The 18,274-nt window shown below is 27.5% G+C and carries 18 protein-coding genes, 1 pseudogene and 1 other annotated feature; all 19 genes and pseudogenes read right to left on the bottom strand.

The features are described from left to right. Window positions 1-10 precede the first annotated feature (10 nt). Window positions 11-868, bottom strand: coding sequence for a lipoyl synthase (gene lipA, locus I2A66_RS03060; RefSeq protein WP_122639413.1), 858 nt, complete (start codon window positions 866-868; stop codon window positions 11-13). 70 nt (window positions 869-938) lie between these two features. Further along, window positions 939-2,252: pseudogene (gene argH, locus I2A66_RS03055) on the bottom strand (argininosuccinate lyase). 60 nt (window positions 2,253-2,312) lie between these two features. Then, window positions 2,313-2,520, bottom strand: a binding site (T-box leader). Between the two features lie 85 nt (window positions 2,521-2,605). Then, the gene (locus I2A66_RS03050; RefSeq protein WP_122639414.1) at window positions 2,606-3,703 is read right to left on the bottom strand and encodes a Nif3-like dinuclear metal center hexameric protein; all 1,098 of its coding nucleotides are present in this window, start codon (window positions 3,701-3,703) and stop codon (window positions 2,606-2,608) included. 27 nt (window positions 3,704-3,730) lie between these two features. Next, window positions 3,731-4,417: a tRNA (adenine(22)-N(1))-methyltransferase gene (locus I2A66_RS03045; RefSeq protein WP_122639415.1), complete on the bottom strand. Its 687-nt coding sequence runs from the start codon at window positions 4,415-4,417 to the stop codon at window positions 3,731-3,733. A gap of 119 nt (window positions 4,418-4,536) precedes the next feature. Then, the gene (gene rpoD / locus I2A66_RS03040; protein WP_122639416.1) at window positions 4,537-5,691 is read right to left on the bottom strand and encodes an RNA polymerase sigma factor RpoD; all 1,155 of its coding nucleotides are present in this window, start codon (window positions 5,689-5,691) and stop codon (window positions 4,537-4,539) included. Between the two features lie 15 nt (window positions 5,692-5,706). Continuing rightward, a complete protein-coding gene (dnaG, locus tag I2A66_RS03035; protein ID WP_147515427.1) occupies window positions 5,707-7,521 on the bottom strand; it encodes a DNA primase in 1,815 nt (604 codons plus the stop codon). A gap of 432 nt (window positions 7,522-7,953) precedes the next feature. Continuing rightward, window positions 7,954-8,751 carry a 3-deoxy-7-phosphoheptulonate synthase gene (gene aroF, locus I2A66_RS03030; RefSeq protein WP_122639418.1) on the bottom strand — a complete coding sequence of 266 codons (798 nt, stop codon included), beginning with the start codon at window positions 8,749-8,751 and terminating at the stop codon, window positions 7,954-7,956. Beyond that, window positions 8,732-9,238, bottom strand: a complete 507-nt coding sequence (folK, locus tag I2A66_RS03025; RefSeq protein WP_122639419.1) for a 2-amino-4-hydroxy-6-hydroxymethyldihydropteridine diphosphokinase — start codon at window positions 9,236-9,238, stop codon at window positions 8,732-8,734. Before folK ends, aroF begins: the two co-directional genes overlap by 20 nt. Next, a complete protein-coding gene (gene folB, locus I2A66_RS03020) occupies window positions 9,238-9,597 on the bottom strand; it encodes a dihydroneopterin aldolase (RefSeq protein WP_122639420.1) in 360 nt (119 codons plus the stop codon). Before folB ends, folK begins: the two co-directional genes overlap by 1 nt. Window positions 9,598-9,606: 9 nt before the next feature. After that, window positions 9,607-10,398, bottom strand: a complete 792-nt coding sequence (gene folP, locus I2A66_RS03015; protein WP_122639421.1) for a dihydropteroate synthase — start codon at window positions 10,396-10,398, stop codon at window positions 9,607-9,609. Window positions 10,399-10,411: 13 nt separating this feature from the next. Beyond that, window positions 10,412-10,984, bottom strand: coding sequence for a GTP cyclohydrolase I FolE (folE, locus tag I2A66_RS03010; RefSeq protein ID WP_122639422.1), 573 nt, complete (start codon window positions 10,982-10,984; stop codon window positions 10,412-10,414). Window positions 10,985-11,001: 17 nt separating this feature from the next. After that, entirely contained in the window at window positions 11,002-11,703 is a 702-nt protein-coding gene (locus I2A66_RS03005; RefSeq protein WP_122639423.1) for a hypothetical protein, read from the bottom strand. 27 nt (window positions 11,704-11,730) lie between these two features. Then, window positions 11,731-12,468: an aminotransferase class IV gene (locus I2A66_RS03000; RefSeq protein WP_122639424.1), complete on the bottom strand. Its 738-nt coding sequence runs from the start codon at window positions 12,466-12,468 to the stop codon at window positions 11,731-11,733. Continuing rightward, a complete protein-coding gene (gene pabB / locus I2A66_RS02995; RefSeq protein ID WP_122639425.1) occupies window positions 12,458-13,807 on the bottom strand; it encodes an aminodeoxychorismate synthase component I in 1,350 nt (449 codons plus the stop codon). The genes I2A66_RS03000 and pabB overlap by 11 nt, the downstream gene beginning before the upstream one ends. A 1-nt stretch (window position 13,808) precedes the next feature. Continuing rightward, window positions 13,809-14,393 carry an anthranilate synthase component II gene (locus I2A66_RS02990; protein ID WP_122639426.1) on the bottom strand — a complete coding sequence of 195 codons (585 nt, stop codon included), beginning with the start codon at window positions 14,391-14,393 and terminating at the stop codon, window positions 13,809-13,811. A 152-nt stretch (window positions 14,394-14,545) separates the two neighbouring features. Further along, complete coding sequence (locus I2A66_RS02985) at window positions 14,546-14,869, bottom strand: hypothetical protein (protein ID WP_122639427.1); 324 nt, start codon at window positions 14,867-14,869, stop codon at window positions 14,546-14,548. A 202-nt stretch (window positions 14,870-15,071) separates the two neighbouring features. Continuing rightward, window positions 15,072-16,061: a CAP-associated domain-containing protein gene (locus I2A66_RS02980; protein ID WP_243238634.1), complete on the bottom strand. Its 990-nt coding sequence runs from the start codon at window positions 16,059-16,061 to the stop codon at window positions 15,072-15,074. Between the two features lie 67 nt (window positions 16,062-16,128). Further along, a complete protein-coding gene (locus I2A66_RS02975) occupies window positions 16,129-16,944 on the bottom strand; it encodes an MORN repeat-containing protein (protein WP_122639428.1) in 816 nt (271 codons plus the stop codon). Between the two features lie 340 nt (window positions 16,945-17,284). Further along, window positions 17,285-18,151, bottom strand: a complete 867-nt coding sequence (locus I2A66_RS02970; RefSeq protein WP_122639429.1) for a YitT family protein — start codon at window positions 18,149-18,151, stop codon at window positions 17,285-17,287. Window positions 18,152-18,274 lie beyond the last annotated feature (123 nt).

Here is an 18,274-nt window from a genome sequence, read left to right as displayed (position 1 = left end):
TTTTACTCCTTTATTTTATAGCTTCTTCTGCTTTATATGAACTTCTTACTAAGGGACTACTAGCTATATATTTAAATCCTTTTTTTATCCCTTCTAACCTATATTCTTCAAATTTTTCTGGAGTAATATATTCTTCAATTTCTATATGATTCTTTGAAGGTCTTAAATATTGCCCTATTGTAAAAATATCACATCCTACAGATAAAGCATCATCCATAACATTATAAACTTCTTTGTCACTTTCACCTAAACCTACCATTATACCTGTTTTAGTTAGTATATTAGGTGCTTTAGTCTTTATATACTTTAATACATTTAAACTTCTCTCGTATATTGCCTCTGGTCTTACCTTATCATATAATGACTTTACTGTCTCAATATTATGATTTATAACTTGTGGATTTTCTTTTATTACTATATCTAAATTTTTTTCAATTCCTTTTAAATCAGGTATTAAGACTTCTATAGTTGTATTAGGATTAAGTTCTTTAACTGCTTTAATTGTTTTTGCAAAATGACTTGCTCCACAGTCATCTAGATCATCTCTTGTAACACTTGTTATAACTGCATGACTTAGTCCTAATTCTTTAACTGCTTTAGCAACATTCATTGGCTCATTTTCATCAAGTTGCTGCGGATTTCCATTATTAACATTACAAAATCTACAATTTCTAGTACATTGACTTCCCATTATCATAAATGTAGCAGTTCTTTTTTTATAACATTCACATAAATTCGGACAACTAGCTTCTTTACATACAGTGTTTAATTCTAATTCTCTCATCATAAACTCAACTTCTTTAGTTTCTTCACTATTAATCTTTACTCTTAACCAGTCTGGCTTTCTTTTAGAAGTTTTAATGCTCATTTTATTCCCCCTAATAAAAATTTATTACTTGAACAATATTAGATAAAAACTTCTAAATTCCTTCATCTTACTATTTAATTATTTGTTTTATTCTTTTATCTAGTATTTTTTCATAATCTATAAAATCATATATTTTGTTATCGAATATATTGGAGAATTGTCTTAACTCTTCTAGATTTAAATCTTCTATTGATTTATTATTATCCTCACAATAAATTACAATAGAACCAACTATACTATGAGCACTTCTAAATGGAATTCCTTTTTTAACCAAGTAATCAGCCACCTCTGTCGCATTTAAAAATCCACCTTGTACACTCGACTTCATTTGATCCTTATTTACTTTTAATGTAGCTATCATCTCTTCCATTACTTGTATACACATTTTTAGTTGTTTTACACTATCAAAGAATCCTTCTTTGTCTTCTTGCATATCTTTGTTATATGCTAATGGTAATCCCTTCATAACAGTTAAAAGACCTATCAAATTTCCATAGACCCTTCCAGTTTTTCCTCTTATTAATTCTGCTCCATCTGGATTTTTCTTTTGAGGCATTATACTGCTTCCTGTAGTATATAAATCATCTATTTCTACAAAACTAAACTCCTTGCTACTCCATAGTACTAACTCTTCACTTAGTCTACTTAAATGCATTATTATAGAAAAATCACTCATTAGTTCTATTAAGTAATCTCTATCGCTAACTCCATCCATATAATTCTCAACTACTCTTTTAAACCCTAACTTTTTCATAGTTATATTTCTATCAATATTATGAGTAGTACCTGCTAACGCCCCACAACCAAGTGGACTTTCATCTAATATTTCCAATGCATTTTGTAGTCGTTTTTCATCTCTAGTAAACATGCTATAATAAGCCATTAAATGGTGTTTAAATGTTACTACTTGTGCTCTTTGTAGATGTGTGTATCCTGGCATTATAACTGAATTATTGTCTGCAACTTCTTTAATTATTTTTCTAAAACTATTTATTTGGTTTATTAAATCTATAGTTTTTTCTTTTGCATATAATCTCATATCTGTTGCTACTTGGTCATTTCTACTACGTCCTGTATGAAGCTTTTTGCCCAACTCTCCAATTCTATTTATTAAATTTATTTCAACAAAACTGTGTATATCCTCATAATTTCCTTCTAATTTTAAACTTCCATTTTATATATCTTCTTTTATTTTTATTAATGTATTAGTTATTTCTTCACATTCTTCTTTACTTAGTAATACACACATCCCTTGCATATAAACATGAGCTATACTGCCTTCTATATCTTGTTTATATAATACTTTATCAAACTCAAATGATTTATTAAATTCTTCCATTAATTTATTTTCTTCTTTTCTAAAACGTCCACCCCATAATTTCATAATTTGCCCCCCAATAAATATCCTATATTTTTATAATAAAAAAGCCTCTTGGAATAAAATCCAAGAGGCGAATATTATCCGTGTTACCACTCTTATTGGTAAAATTAACTTACCCACTCTATCTCTTAAGGCGAGGTCACCTACTACCATACTTATTTCCTGCAGTATTCTCCAAAGCTCTTTTCATATAAATATCAATACTTAGCTTCCACCATCCTAAGCTCTCTATAAAATTAATTTATATTACTCTCTTTTTCATAGAATTTATTATTTTATTAATAGTTATCGTAGTTTATTAATTTTTATTTGTCAATTATTTTTATCTAATTATTTTAGTTTATCTTGATTGTATATTATAAAATATGAAATGGATTTATATTAATTTCACTCTTAACAACTTCTAGATCTTCAATTTGATCTAAAAATCTCTTCATTACATCTTTAAATATATCTTCGCTTTCAAAATGATTACAGTCAATTAAGCATATACCCGCATCAGCTGCATCCTGTGCTTCATGATATTTAACATCACCTGTAATTAAAACATCAGCTCCAGATTTTTGAGCCTTTTTAGCAAAATCAGCTCCTGATCCAGTTACAACAGCTACTTTATTGATTGTAGTATTTAAATCGCCAACAACTCTTAATGAATCCATATTAAGTTTTTCTTTTATCATAGTTGAAAGTTCTTTTAAACTAATTTGTGTTTCTAATTTGGAAATTCTTCCAATACCAACTTCATTGCCCTTATTTTCTAACTTATATAAATCATAAGCTACTTCTTCATAAGGATGAGCCTTTAGCATAGAGTTTATAACTCCTCCTAAAATTCTTTGAGGAACTATTGTCTCAATTCTAACTTCTTTAACATCTTCTATTTTATTAGTTTCACCTATAAATGGATTTGTTCCTTCTAACGGCATAAATGTTCCTATTCCATCTGTATTAAATGTACAATGGCTATAATTTCCTATATGTCCTGCACCCGAATTTCCTAAAGCCTTTCTAAGACCCATTTCATGAGTTTTAGGCACAAATACAACTAGTTTATATAAAACTTCTCTATTAGTTGTATCTAGTACTTTAGAATTTTCAAATCCCATAACTTCCATAAAATAATCATTTAATCCATCAAAAGCTATATCAAAATTCGTATGCATTGAATAAATAGCTATATTATTTCTAATAAGTTTATGTATTAATTTTCCTTTAAAATCACCTGTAGTTACCTTTTTCATCTTAGAAAATATAAAAGGATGATGAGTAACTATTAAATCTACATTATTATTTATAGCTTCTTCTATTATAGATTCATTAGCTTCAAGACAAACTAGTACCTTTCTTATTTCTTCATCTAAATCACCTACTAATAATCCTACATTATCCCAATCATAAGCTAAATTTGTAGGATACTTAGCTTCTATCTTTTTTATAAGGCTTTTTAATTTCATATTATTTATCACCCCTTAAAATTTTTATTATATTAAATTATTTAACTTCTCAATAATAGATTTACTAGCATTTCTTTTAGCTTCTACTGCCTCTCCAGTTTTTCCTTCTAATTTTTCTATTATAGAATTATACTTATATACTTTTTTATCTATAAATTCTTTAAGTAAAGGATCTTTATTTTCTATTAGTTTTTTACTTACTTCAAAGTATATTTCATCTTCAACTTTAGTATTGTTACCAGTAAACTTTGATTCTATTATTTCATATATTCTAAAGTCTTCTTTTACAAGTACTTCATCAAGTATTTCATATCCATTATTTACTAAATATTTTCTTAATTCTTCTTGAGCTTGCATAGGTTGAAGTATAAGCTTATCTACAGAGTGTGCAACTTCTTTATTAGCTTCTAATAATTCACTAATTAGTATACCTCCCATACCAGCTATAATAACTTCATCTACTTCCCCCTTTTTAAGTACTTCAATTCCTGAACCTAGCCTTAAATCAGTTTTATCAGTTAAGTTATTATTTCTAACTTCCTTACGTGCATTTTCAAGCGGACCTTTATTTACATCTGCAAGTATAGCAAATGGTACAACCCCTTTATTCAATAGATAAACTGGTATATATCCGTGGTCTGTTCCTATATCTGCAACTCTCTTTCCTTCACTAACTAATGATGCAATTTTTAATAATCTATCTGTTAATTTCATTTTTGCCATCCTCTCATAAATTTCTATATTGTGTAAATTATATTTAGTATTTTTCTATGGTTATATATAAAAATTCGCCTTAATTAGTATAAGGCGAATTTTTGTTATATATTAAAATCCTAGTCTAAATAGTCTCTAAGTTTTTTAGATCTACTTGGATGTCTTAATTTACGTAAAGCTTTAGCTTCTATTTGTCTTATTCTCTCTCTAGTAACATCAAACTCTTTACCAACTTCTTCAAGAGTTCTAGCTCTACCATCTTCAAGTCCAAATCTAAGCTTTAATACTTTTTGTTCTCTTTCATTAAGTGAACCTAATACTTCTTCTATTTGTTCTTTTAATAAAGAGTATGCTGCAGCTTCTGCTGGTGCAGGAGCATCATCATCTGGTATGAAGTCTCCTAAATGAGAATCTTCTTCTTCACCTATTGGAGTTTCTAAAGATACTGGATCTTGAGCTATTTTCATAATCTCTCTAACTTTCTCTTCAGTCATTTCCATTTCTTTTGCAATTTCCTCAGGTTTTGGATCTCTACCTAATTCTTGAAGTAATTGTCTTGATACTCTTATTAATTTATTTATAGTCTCAACCATATGAACTGGTATTCTTATTGTTCTTGCTTGATCTGCTATAGCACGAGTTATAGCTTGTCTTATCCACCATGTAGCATAAGTTGAGAATTTAAATCCTTTTACATAGTCGAATTTTTCAACTGCTTTTATAAGACCTAAGTTACCTTCTTGTATAAGATCTAGGAATAGCATACCTCTTCCTACATATCTCTTAGCTATACTTACAACAAGTCTTAAGTTTGCTTCAACTAATCTTTGCTTTGCTATTTCATCACCTTCAAGCATTCTTTTAGCTAATTCTACTTCTTCATGTGGCTTTAAAAGAGGTATTTTACCAATTTCTTTTAAATACATTCTAACTGGGTCATCTATACTTATTCCTTTTGGTAAAGATAAATCTATAGCTTCTAACTCAATAACTTCTTCTTTATCTATATCATCAGGATTTTCATCTATACTATCCATATCTAAGTCATCACTAACACTAAAATCTATATCAACTTTTTCTGATTTATCTTCTATAACTTCTATACCTAAATTACCTAATGTTTCATATAAATTTTCTACTTGATCCTTATCTAGCTCTGTTTCTGAGAAAGCTTCCATTATTTCTGCAAGAGTAAGTGCGCCTTGCTTCTTACCTTTTTCTATCAGTGATTTTGCTGCGAATTTTTTTGATGTTTTCTTATTGTTATCAGTCACGCTCTTACCTCCCTTCTACAAGCTATGTAGCATCTTTCTTATTTCAACTATTTTTAAAGCAATTTCCATAACTTTCACATCTACCTCTTTCAAGTCATCTTTATTTGTTTTTTGTTTTTCAATATTTTTCTGTTCTTGTAATAATCTATTCATTTGTTCTTGGAGATTATTTTTTTTTAGATTTCTTACAATCTCATCAATACTTTTTGTATCGTTGATATTTATTCCGTCTAATGATATTCTCTCCAAATCTTTCAAGTATTCTTCGGATATGTTTAAACTTTTAATTTTGTCAATAGTTATTTTGTCCAATTCTCTATTTTTAATGATGTAATTTAAAATTTCTTTACTTCCATTTAATAAAAAATCTGACTCGTCAAGCTTTAATAAAGCTACGTGTCTAATTTTTTTATTTTCTAACATTAATTTTATAAGAGTCTCTTCTACATGTTCCTTACCATGTTCTATAGCCTTAGGTTTTTCTATTACTATAGATTCTCTTTTTTTATTGGTATATTTAGTGTAATTTTTATTATATGCACTATTATAATTTTTACCATAAATTTCTTTTTTTATAGACTCTGTACTAATATTTATTTGCTTTGCTATATAATTTGTATAGTAATCAACTTCAACTGGACTTTTTATTGATTTAAGTATATTTGATGCTTCTTTAGCAAACTTCACTCTTTCTTCATCTTTTTCTAAATTAAACTTTCTTTTTAGATGATTTATTTGGAATTTTATATAGTGAGTAGAGTCATCAATTGCTTTTTTATAATCATCCAGTCCATATTTTCTAATAAATTCATCAGGGTCTTTTGCATCTTTTAAGTTAAGTACTTTTATATTTATACCAACTTTAGAAAGAATTTCTATAGCCCTTAAGCTTGCTTTAATACCTGCTTCATCAGAGTCATAAGATATAATTGCAGTATCTGCATACCTCTTTATTAAATTCCCCTGCTGTTCTGTTAGGGCCGTACCTAAAGTTGCTACAACATTTCTTACTCCATACTGGAAAAGCGATATTAAATCCATATATCCTTCAACAAGTACAATAGTTCTGTCTACTATATTTTTTCTAGAAAAGTTTAATCCATAGAGATTATATCTTTTGTTAAAAATTAAAGAATCTGGTGAATTAAGATACTTAGGTAGTGAATCATCTAAAACTCTACCTCCAAATCCTATAACATTTCCTCTATAGTCAAATATAGGAAACATAACTCTATTTCTAAATCTATCATAATATCTATCACCATCTACTTTATGATTTACAAGACCTGACTGAACTAAATCAGATTTGTCATATCCTTTCGATAATAGATAATCCATGAGCTCATGCCATGCATTTTGTGAATAACCTAATCCAAACTTTTTAATAGTTTTATCATCTAGGCCTCTTTTTCTTAAATAATCATAACCTGGATTTTTCCCTTTTAACAGATTAGCAAAATAAAACCTTGCAGCTTCAAGATGTATATCTTGATATTTTTTAGACTTTTCTATTCTTAGCTTATCTTCTTCATTCATATTGGTATTTATTTCTATACCACATTTATTAGCTAATAACTTCACTGCATCTATAAAATCCAAATTTTCCATCTTCATTACAAAGTTTATTACATCTCCACCTTCGCCACATCCGAAACACTTATAAATCTGCTTAGATGAGCTTATATGGAATGATGGCGTCTTTTCTCCATGAAAAGGACATAGTCCTTTATAATTGCCCCCAGATTGCTTTATAGGCATATATTCTGATATTACGCTTGCAATATCACATCTATTTTTAATTTCTTCTACAACATCTTTTATATCATTCATATTATCACCTTCTGGTGTAATTTTTTTATTAACATTACTATTTTACATTATATTGCAAAAAAGTCAAATACTCTTATACATATTTCGACTTTTTTTCTTAAATTCCTTCTTAATATTAAAAAAATTCTATTATTTTTGCACTTTTCTTTTAATTGATATATATTATTATCTTCATAAATAAAAATATAAAATGTAAAATAATATTTTTATCTTTTTATTTATATTTACAAAAAAGTTTATTTTTAAACTTAAAATCTCAAATAAAAAGATGATTCTAAGGTATATCTCAGAATCATCTCTATTATTTTCCGTAAATTCTATTTATTTCTAAGTTTTATACTTTCTATTTGTAAAATTATCTTAAATAATTTAACTAATACATCTCAAAATAATATTTATATAAAAAAGAGGCAAATAGCCTCTTTTTTAACTCTATAAATTTTTTACTTGTAACCTTACATCACTCATTAATTCTCCAAATTCATCAAAGTGAAGTGACTGAGCTCCATCAGATAAAGCTTCACTAGGATTTGGATGAACTTCTATCATCAAACCATCTGCACCACAAGCTAATGCTGCAATAGACATTGGTTTAACTAAATATCTTACACCAGTTCCATGACTTGGGTCTACTATAACCGGTAAATTAGTTTCTTTTTGTATTATTGGAACTGCTGCTAAATCTAATGTGTTTCTAGTATAATCATTATAAGTTCTTATACCTCTTTCACACATGATTATATTTTTATTACCTTCTACAGCTATATATTCTGCTGCACCAATCCATTCATTTATAGTTGATGCTAATCCTCTTTTTAACATTACTGGCTTATCTTGTTTTCCTACTTCAGTTAAAAGGGTAAAATTTTGCATATTTCTAGAGCCTATTTGAATTACATCACTTACTTCATATAATTTTTCTAAATCTCTAATATCCATAAGCTCTGTTATAACAGCAAGTCCAGTTTCTTTTTTTACAGCCTTTAATATTTCTAGACCTTCTTCTTTTAAACCTTTGAATGAATTTGGTGATGTTCTTGGTTTGAACGCTCCACCTCTTAGTATATTAGCACCTTGAGATTTTATAAATTTAGCAGTTTCTAAAAGTTGATCATAACTTTCTATAGCACAAGGCCCTGCCATTATTATCTTATTTTCTTTTGCTACTATTTTTTTACCGCATGAGTTAATTTCAATTTTTATGTCGTCATTAAATAGTGTCTTTCTCATCAATTGTAAACTCCTTTACTTCTTCTCGTTGGTCTTTAGTTAGAGAGTTTAAATGTATATCTATAGTTTTACCATTAATTAAAAGTTTACTATTTAAATCCATAAGAGGTATCAAAACAAACGCTCTATCTTGAATTCTTGGATGAGGAAGTAATAAGTTTTCATCATTTGATATTTTATCATTAAAAAATAATATATCTACATCTATAGTTCTTGGTCCCCACCTTATAATTCTTTTTCTGTTTAACTTTTGTTCTATGTCTTGACATAAATTTAGTAGTTCATATTCATCTAAATTAGTTTGTACCTCTAGACATACATTTAAAAAATCCGCTTGGTCTGTATATCCCCAAGCTTTCGTTTCATAAATTTTAGATTTCTTAGTTATTTTTACATTTTCATGGGTATCAATTAATTCGCATGCTTTTAGTATATACCCTAATCGATCTCCCATGTTAGTTCCAAGACCTAAGTAACTTATATTCATTATCTGCCTCTCCTTATTTCAACTCCAAAATAGTCATAAATTCCATTTACAGGAGCTTCAGGCTTTTTTACTCTAACCATTACCTCATTTATAAGTCCAAATCTCTCTAAAGTTTCTTTAGCTATATTTTCTGCTAAAGCTTCTATAAGATTAAATCTTTTATTTTCTGTTATTTCTTTTACTACATTATAAACATCTGCATAACTAACTGATTTATTCATATCATCAGTTAACCCAGCTTCTTTAGTATCTACTAAAAGTTCCATATCTATAAAAAACTTTTGACCTAGAACACTTTCTTCTTTTAATACACCATGATATCCATAAAATCCTAAATTATTTAATAGTATTTTATCCATTTTTAAAACCTACCTTCTGTATATAGCATCTGCCATCTTAGCTGCCTTTAAATTTTCTTTAACATCATGAACCCTAACTATATCAATACCATCTCTAACACCTAATACTGTTGTAGCTATTGTTCCTTCTAATCTTTCCTTTGGCTCTACATTAAGTACGTTTCCTATTACAGATTTTCTAGATGTTCCAAGTAAAACCGGAAATCCTAAATCATTTAATTCTTCTAGCCTTTTAAGTACTTCTAAGTTTTGTTCAAAAGTTTTTCCAAATCCTATACCAGGATCTAAAACTATTTTTTCCTTTTTAACGCCAGCTTCAAGTCCCATATCTATGCTTTCTTTAAGAGATTTTTTAATACTTTCCATTATATCTTCGTTATACTCTGTTCCCTCTTGATTATGCATTATACAAACGTGAGCATCATATTTAGCTACTACCTTAGCCATATCTTCATCCTTTTTTAATCCCCATACATCATTTATCATTTCTACACCTAATTTTAAGGCTTCTTCAGCAACCTTAGCCTTATATGTATCTATTGATATTGGTACACTTATTTCTTTTTTAAGCTCTCTGATTACAGGTATTACTCTTTGAATTTCCTCATCCGCTTCTACATACTTATGACCTGGTCTAGTTGATTCGCCTCCGATATCGATTATATCGGCTCCATCTTCTATCATTTTTTTAGCATGATTTATAGCTTCATCTATTTTATTAAAATTTCCTCCATCTGAAAAACTATCAGGAGTAACATTTAAAATTCCCATTATATAAGTTTTTTTTCCATATTCAAACATTCTTAAATTTCTCCTATCCTAAATTTATTAGGCTCATTGCTTCAGCTCTTGTAGATGGATCATTTTCGAATGCTCCTCTAACTGCCGATGTAACAGTTTTTGATCCTGGTTTTTTCACACCTCTCATTGTCATACACATATGCTCTGCTTCTACAACTACCATAACTCCATAAGGTTGTAATTCTTCCATTATTATGTCTGCTATACCTTTAGTTATTCTTTCTTGTAATTGAGGTCTTTTAGCAAAAGTTTCAACAACTCTAGCAAGTTTTGATAAACCTGTTAGTCTTCCACCCTTTGGTATATATGCTATATGTGCTTTACCAAAGAAAGGCACTAAGTGATGTTCACAGCATGAATAAAAAGGTATATCTTTTACTATAACCATTTCTTCATGTTTTTCATCTTGGAAAAGAACCTTTAGATGTTCTCTTGGATCTTGATGAATACCTGAATATATTTCTTCATACATTCTTGCAACTCTACTAGGAGTGTCTACAAGACCTTCTCTATCTGGATCTTCTCCTATAGCTTCTAATATATCTCTTATCGCATTTTCTATCTTCTTCTTATCTACTTTACTCATTGGTTTAACCCCCTTGACTAGTAAGTTATTTTTATATAATTTTTCATAACCACATCTTTAAATATGTAGTTATAAATATTTAACAACTTTTCATATTTTTCTTCATTTTTTACTTCATTCACTAATTCATAAAGACGAGGATTATCATGCTTTAATTCATTAAGTAATTTTTTATCCTTCGGTATCCATTTATTATTTATAGTAAAATACCCAACTATTAATTCTTTTAAATATAAATTAACTAAAAAATTATATTCAAATAAATCAAACTTTTCTTTATTTTTCAACCTAGTTATACTAGAATATATTTCAGACTTTATAAAAAACTTTTCTTCAGCTGAAATTCTATTCGGACCTTCCATATATTTTGACTTGCATAATTGTATTATACCCGCTGCTGTATTATTTCTATCAAAGATAACTTTAGCATCCTTCATTTCCTTTAAGAAAAAGTATTCTTTATTATCCAAAAGTTCCTTAAATCCTCTTCTCGAGAAATAGTTTATATCAAATTCTATTCCTTCAATTCTTTTTATTTCTCTTACTTGATTTTCACCTATATTTACAAATACAAAAACATCAATATCATTTATATTTTCATTAGCTACATTTAAGTCTATATTCTTAGATGACCCGACTAAAAATACAGCTATAGTGTTAGAGTTTTTTATTATCTTATCTATTTCTAATTTATAAATTTCATAAATTTTACTTGTCATATCACTTCTCCACTAACTGTAATTTAATTATATGCAAACTACTATTTTATCAAATAATTCATTTGATGAATTATAGACTTTTTGCTCAATTTGTGTCACTTTAATAGCTTTCATAAGACTATTTGTGATGAATGCAAAATCATATTCTTCAATATCTTTTATTCTTATATTTTTTTCTATTAATTCTATATTTAGTTCTTCACAAATATCCAAAATCCTTTTTTTCATTATGCCATTTAATAAAGGTAATTCTTTATTTGGAGTGTAAATTGTATTATCTTTTATGAAAAATATATTGCTCATAGAACACTCCAGTATATTCCCATCACAATCTACAAATAAACCATCATCATAACCTTTACTAGATGCATATCTTTTAGTGTAAATATTTTCATAATAGTTTGTAGTTTTATGCTTATACAGTATACTATTACCTCTTTTTATAGGAGATATTATTAATTTGAATCCTTTTTCATAAGTTTCTTTACTATATGCCACATCACGAATTGAAATATTATAACCTTCATCAAATACAGTTAGCCTAAGTGCTTTATTTTTTATATTATTATCATTTATATACTTAATTACTTCTTTCTTTAAATCTTCTTTGCTATATTTAATATTAAAATTTAGTTCTTTAATGGAATTAAAAAGTCTATCCATATGCAAATCTAAATCTAGTGGGTCATTTTCTATTTTTATAGTCTCAAATAATCCTATTCCAAATTTGCTTAGTTCACTATTAAAACTTACACTACTCTTCATAGTAACCTCTTAATGCTTTCATTATAGATTTAGCTTTATCAAGAGTTTCTTGATACTCTTCACTTGGATTAGATCCCCATGTCATACCTCCACCTACTTGGAAGTATACTTTATTCTCTTTTTTGACAATAGTTCTTATGGCTATATTTAAATCCATATCTCCATTAAATCCTATATATCCAATTGAACCAGTATAAACATTTCTTTGAGTTGGTTCTAATTCATCTATAATCTCCATAGATCTAATCTTAGGAGCACCTGTTATCGAACCACCTGGGAAAGTAGCCTTTATAACATCTATTGCATCTTTATCTTCTTTAAGATTTCCAACTACTGTGGATACTAGATGATTAACATTTGCATATGGCTCTATTACAAATAATTCAGGTACTTTTACACTACCGATTTTAGATATTCTACCTATATCATTTCTTTCTAAATCTACTATCATAAGTAGTTCCGCTCTATCTTTTTCGCTATTTCTTAATTCTTCTTGAAGCCTAAAATCCTCTTCTTTAGTTTTACCTCTAGGTCTAGTTCCTTTTATTGGTCTTGTTTCTACCTTCTTATCTATGCATTTTATAAATCTCTCAGGTGAATTTGATAAAATATTAAAACCATCAAAGTTTAAATATGCTCCAAATGGAGCTGGACTTATTCTTCTTAAATCTCTATATAGCTCATAACTGGACAAAGTAGTTTCACCATTAAATCTTTGAGTTAAATTTGCTTGATATATATCTCCTGATCTTATATAACCTTTAACTTTTTGAACAGATTCTTCAAATTCACGTTTTGTAAAATTAGATTGAAGTTTTATTGGCTCTACATCTTTTTCTTCATAACAAATAGAATCTATTCCTTTTTTTTCAGCATCTAATATTTGTCTTTCAATATGATTAATTATATTTTTTTCTTCTTCTACATTTATATCTGGTGTAGCTATATATGTTTTTTCTTCAAAGTGATCTATTACTATTACATAATTATATAGGCCAAAGTATAAATCATATACATTTAAATCGTCCTTAGCCTTTCTTGGAAGTTTCTCTATATAATTACCTAAATCATAAGATAAATATCCTACAGCTCCACCTATAAATGGTAAATGAGTATTATTAGTAACTTTGTATTTATTCAGTTCCTTTTGTAAATAATCTAAAGGATTTTCTTCTGTATTTTTGTATTTTAAAGTTTTAAATGGATTGCTACTAATAAAAGAATATCTACCTAATTTTTCTTTATCCATAGCGCTATCTAATATAAAACTATCTTTTTCATCTCTAAATATTGTAAATATTTCAAAGGAATTTAGTTTAGTTTTAATTTCTTTTATCATACTATATTTCCACCCTTTCTCTAGCTTCTTTTATAAAGTTCTTAAGTATCTCATGACCTTGTTCTGATAAAATAGCTTCTGGATGGAACTGAACACCTTCTATAAGATGTTTTTTATGTCTAATACCCATTATTTCTCCATCATTAGTTAGTGCAGTTATCTCTAAATCTCTTGGTAAACTTTCTTCATCTACTACTAATGAATGATATCTAGTTACATTTAATGGATTATTCAAATCTTTAAATACGCCTTTATTACTATGTTTTATACTATGAACCTTACCATGAACAGGCTCTATGGCCTTGATTATATTTCCACCAAAGGCATGTCCTATAGTTTGATGTCCTAGACATATTCCTAGTATTGGTTTCTTGCCTTTAAAATGATTTACTACATCTATACATATACCCGCTTCTGTCGGTGAGCATGGACCTGGTGATAAAACTATTATTTCTGGATTTAAATTTTCAATATCTTCTAGTGTTAATTCATTATTTCTCTTTACTACTATTTCTTCTCCTAATTCTCCTATATATTGAACTAAGTTGTATACAAACGAATCATAGTTATCAATCATAAGAATCATACCAAGTGCCCCCTTAAAGTGTATTTATTTTAACAAACTCTCAATACTATTATAGTCTAATTAAGTATTAATTTTGTACAATTTTTATATTTAATTATATATTCTTTACGAAATTCATGTCAATATAATTTACTTAAGCATAAAAAAAGGAGCTATATGCTCCTTTTTGATAATTTATATCCAGGGTTATAATATTTGTCTTTTTTCCCTTTTTGCTCTCTTGCATCTAGTAATTCATTTATCTTTGATATATAATACTCATCTTCACTAAGTCTTATTAGACTTGTTAGGTAGTATCCATCTGTACTTCTAGGAACTTTTTTATTTATTACCAAGTCAATTGCTGTTTTTGCTGCTTCAAAGTGTTTTAAATGCGTATGACCCTCTTGAAAATTTTTTTTAGTATTATAAGCTATATAGCCTTCTTTAACCTTAAAAATCATGAACTCTTTTTTCTCATAAATCTTATTATTCATTAACAATCAATCCTTCTCAAGATAGTCTTAATATATAATATTAAATTTTATGAAAAATGTTTTATATTTTATGAAATTTAAAGCCCCCCTTTTAATTTTATTGTAACATATTCTAAGTAAATTGACTTATTTTATTATTTTTGTCCTTTATAATAGCTATTAAACTTTCCATTAAAATATACAATATTATTTAAATTATTATCTACATAAAAAAATTCTCCGTATAATATATTTTATAGGTTCCTCCAAATCCAATACCAACACCTATGTATTTATACTCACCTAATATATTTTTCCTATGTCCCTTAGAGTTCATTAAAGCTTCATGCGCATATATTGCATTGAATTGACCAGATGCTATATTTTCACCTGCACTCATATATTTCACGCCTTCATTTTCCATTCTATCAAAAGGAGTTTCATCTTGTTTATTTATGTGATCAAAGTAATTATTTTCTAACATATCTTTACTATGTTTTCTTGCACTTTTTGTTGCAGTATCACTATACTCCAATGAATTAAAATTAAACTTTGCTCTTGTACTATTAATTAAATCTATTGTTTCTAGTTCAAAACTTTTCTGTAATTCTTCACTACCACGACTATAAATTTCTTTCATATTATCTTCTGATTTTTGATTTATTATTTGATAAGAACAAACTTTGCTATTTTCTATAACATCATAAAATATAGTTATGTATTTTTTATTTTCTTTTATTATGTCATATTCTCCATTAGATTGGATGATATATCTAGTGTTCCCTTTTCTTCTGTATTCCATTGAGTCGTACTTATTATTTACACTTGCCTTACTATCATTTAAGTTTATTCCTTCTGTTTCGCAAGAATTAATAGAGTTACTATACAAAGCTACAACAAATCCATCCTCAATTCCAACCATAGCAAATTTTTTAATATTTTGATTATAAACGTACCATTTAAAATCATATTCACTAGTATCAATTCTAGATGGTTCACCTATTTTTGAAATAACATCATCTTTACTATCTCCTATTTTTATATATTGAAAGTTATCAATTTCTATCCACTCATCTAAATTTGGTTCAGTATATATGTCATTGCTACTTTCAGTATCAATAATAGTAGATTTAACCTTTGTAAAAACATCATTATTCTTAGCTACAACTATTATTGATAATATTACCATTAGTATTCCTATTTTCTTTATCAATACATCACCTCCAAAAAATCCCTTATATCCTAATTCAATGGATATAAGGGATTACTTTAACAGTGTCTTATAATTTAAAAGCAAATATTTCATCTAAAGTTTTATCATATATGCACGGCTTATCATATTTCCAAGGCCCTTGGTATACTAATTCATTATTTAAATAAAAAGTACCATAACCATGTCTTTTTCCATACATAAATTCTCCTACATATCTTTTTCCTTCATTCCATATGTAAGTTCCTTCTCCATGAGTTAGATTATTTTTCCATTCGCCGTCATAAATTATATTTCCTTCTTTATCGTAACAAATACCTTGTCCTTCTCTTTTATTTTTTTTAAACTCACCTATATAAATAGTTCCTTCGTTCCATCTATATATACCTTGTCCTTGCTTATGTCCTTTTTCCCAACCTCCTATATACTCATCATTACTTTTATAAATCATCTGACCTATTCCATCCATTAAATCAGCTTTAAATCCACCTATATATATATTGCCATTAGTAAAAGTACAAATACCTCTACCACATTTTTCATCATCCTTAAACTCACCTATGTATTCAAATCCCATAGATTCTTCTGGCGAAACAATATATACTCCATTTCCATTTAACTTTCCATCAATAACTTTTCCTAAGTAAATATCTCCATTAGAAAATTCATATTTTTTGTTTTGTGGTTTGAATTCTAATTGTCCAGAGTTTTCATTATTATATTCACTGTTTTGTTCTAAAGCTTTTATTTCTTCTTCCGTAGCCTTTTTATCTTTTTTTAAAACTCTATTTTTCATATGTTCTATTGGTCTACATTCTCTTTTTATTTCATTTATATATTTCATATAATTATTATATATGTCAATGTACTCTCTTGATAAATTCATATTGCTCTTCCCCCATTGGTTTTATCATCTACTTTATAGAAACATTATATATTTATATTAAAAACATTTCTATAGCTATAATAAATTTTATAATAAAAATAGAGTATACCACAGCTGTGATATACTCTATTTTTTACACATCCACATTACCCGATTACACTAACAACTTATAAGCCATCCGTCCTAATTTAAGTATAAATTAAAAACTTACTCCTATGCTCTTATACATAAGAAACCCGCTTAAATAAATTTATTACTCTAGAGTTAAAAAGAGGATAATAATCCTCTCATAATATATTATTAACGTTTATACTATTTTTATTCATACTTTATTTATATTTTATAAATATCTTTCTTTAAATCCTCTTCCCTTTACTTCATTTACATCATTAACAGATATAAATGCTTTTGGGTCGTACTTTAAAGCAATTTCTTTTATTTTTGGAATCTCTTTTGAAAGTACTATACAGTAAATTATTCTTTTCTTTTCTTTTGTATAAGCACCTTCTGCTTCTAAGAATGTTACTCCTCTTACTAAGCTTGTCATAATTTCTTTAGCTATAGACTCACTTTCATTTGAAATAACCATAACTGATTTTTCATAAGTCATTACATTCTTAATGAAATTCATTGCTGATGCATTTAAGTAGAATCCTATAAGTGTATATAACGCTAAATCCATTCCATATATAATTCCACCAATAGATACTATTATTAAATTAGCTGCTAAAGCTGTATCTTTTACTGCTATGTTCTTCTTGAACTTTAATATAGCACCTATAATGTCTGTACCACCTTGAGAAGATTTAGTTCTAAATACCATCCCTGATCCTACACCTGATAGTATTCCTCCAAATACACTTTGTAAGAAAATATCATGTGTTGGTATTATATTACCTACATTTTGAGTTACACCTAAAAGTATTGAAAATAATATCATATTTACTAAGCTAGTTATACAAAAGTCTTTATCTAAGAAAATAAATCCTAATATAAATATTGGAATATTAATTAAGAATGTTAATAACCCCATATTTATATCTGTTGTATAGTTTATTATTGCTGCTATACCTGTTACTCCACCACTTAATAAATGTGCTGGTCTTAAAAATCCATTTATGCCTATACATGCAATAAGCATTCCTGTTATTATTACCGCATATCTTAAAAACAAATTGTCTTCTAAAGCGGTATTAACTTTACTCATTTTGTTCTCCCTTCAAATTGCTTATACTTTTTAAGATATTTATATATAAATACAGATTATATTATATTACCTTTTTTTTAGATGTCTAGTATTTTTTATAATATTTTTATTATTTTTAATGTT

The sequence above is a fragment of the Romboutsia sp. 1001713B170207_170306_H8 genome (assembly GCF_015550495.1).
GTDB lineage: Bacteria > Bacillota > Clostridia > Peptostreptococcales > Peptostreptococcaceae > Romboutsia_E.
This window is presented reverse-complemented; position numbering and strand designations above follow the sequence as displayed.

Bases quoted from the DNA above. Each gene is read 5' to 3' on its own strand.
- I2A66_RS02985 (WP_122639427.1), bottom strand. From the start codon at position 14,869: ATGAATAATAAGATTTATGAGAAAAAAGAGTTCATGATTTTTAAGGTT.
- I2A66_RS03050 (WP_122639414.1), bottom strand. From the start codon at position 3,703: ATGAAATTAAAAAGCCTTATAAAAAAGATAGAAGCTAAGTATCCTACA.
- folB (WP_122639420.1), bottom strand. From the start codon at position 9,597: ATGGATAAAATACTATTAAATAATTTAGGATTTTATGGATATCATGGT.
- I2A66_RS02990 (WP_122639426.1), bottom strand. From the start codon at position 14,393: ATGATTCTTATGATTGATAACTATGATTCGTTTGTATACAACTTAGTT.
- folK (WP_122639419.1), bottom strand. From the start codon at position 9,238: ATGAATATAAGTTACTTAGGTCTTGGAACTAACATGGGAGATCGATTA.
- I2A66_RS02970 (WP_122639429.1), bottom strand. From the start codon at position 18,151: ATGAGTAAAGTTAATACCGCTTTAGAAGACAATTTGTTTTTAAGATAT.
- lipA (WP_122639413.1), bottom strand. From the start codon at position 868: ATGAGCATTAAAACTTCTAAAAGAAAGCCAGACTGGTTAAGAGTAAAG.
- I2A66_RS02975 (WP_122639428.1), bottom strand. From the start codon at position 16,944: ATGAATTTATCAAGAGAGTACATTGACATATATAATAATTATATGAAA.
- aroF (WP_122639418.1), bottom strand. From the start codon at position 8,751: ATGAGAAAGACACTATTTAATGACGACATAAAAATTGAAATTAACTCA.
- I2A66_RS03045 (WP_122639415.1), bottom strand. From the start codon at position 4,417: ATGAAATTAACAGATAGATTATTAAAAATTGCATCATTAGTTAGTGAA.
- folE (WP_122639422.1), bottom strand. From the start codon at position 10,984: ATGAGTAAAGTAGATAAGAAGAAGATAGAAAATGCGATAAGAGATATA.
- I2A66_RS03005 (WP_122639423.1), bottom strand. From the start codon at position 11,703: ATGACAAGTAAAATTTATGAAATTTATAAATTAGAAATAGATAAGATA.
- folP (WP_122639421.1), bottom strand. From the start codon at position 10,398: ATGTTTGAATATGGAAAAAAAACTTATATAATGGGAATTTTAAATGTT.
- I2A66_RS03000 (WP_122639424.1), bottom strand. From the start codon at position 12,468: ATGAAGAGTAGTGTAAGTTTTAATAGTGAACTAAGCAAATTTGGAATA.
- pabB (WP_122639425.1), bottom strand. From the start codon at position 13,807: ATGATAAAAGAAATTAAAACTAAACTAAATTCCTTTGAAATATTTACA.
- dnaG (WP_147515427.1), bottom strand. From the start codon at position 7,521: ATGAATGATATAAAAGATGTTGTAGAAGAAATTAAAAATAGATGTGAT.